This window comes from Halomonas gemina (assembly GCF_023554995.1).
GTDB lineage: Bacteria > Pseudomonadota > Gammaproteobacteria > Pseudomonadales > Halomonadaceae > Halomonas > Halomonas gemina.
Genome location: NZ_JAMJPK010000041.1, coordinates 1 through 266, shown reverse-complemented (window position 1 = coordinate 266; position 266 = coordinate 1). Strand labels below are relative to the sequence as shown.

The window sequence follows — 266 nt, the reverse complement described above, 5'->3', positions numbered from 1 at the left end:
CCTGGGGAGTACGGCCGCAAGGTTAAAACTCAAATGAATTGACGGGGGCCCGCACAAGCGGTGGAGCATGTGGTTTAATTCGATGCAACGCGAAGAACCTTACCTACCCTTGACATCGTGCGAACTTGGTAGAGATACCTTGGTGCCTTCGGGAACGCACAGACAGGTGCTGCATGGCTGTCGTCAGCTCGTGTTGTGAAATGTTGGGTTAAGTCCCGTAACGAGCGCAACCCTTGTCCCTATTTGCCAGCGATTCGGTCGGGAAC

Annotated in this window: 1 rRNA gene; it reads left to right on the top strand. The window is 54.1% G+C overall.

The features are described 5' to 3' along the window. Positions 1–266 (top strand): 16S ribosomal RNA (locus tag M8009_RS19445); the annotation flags it as partial.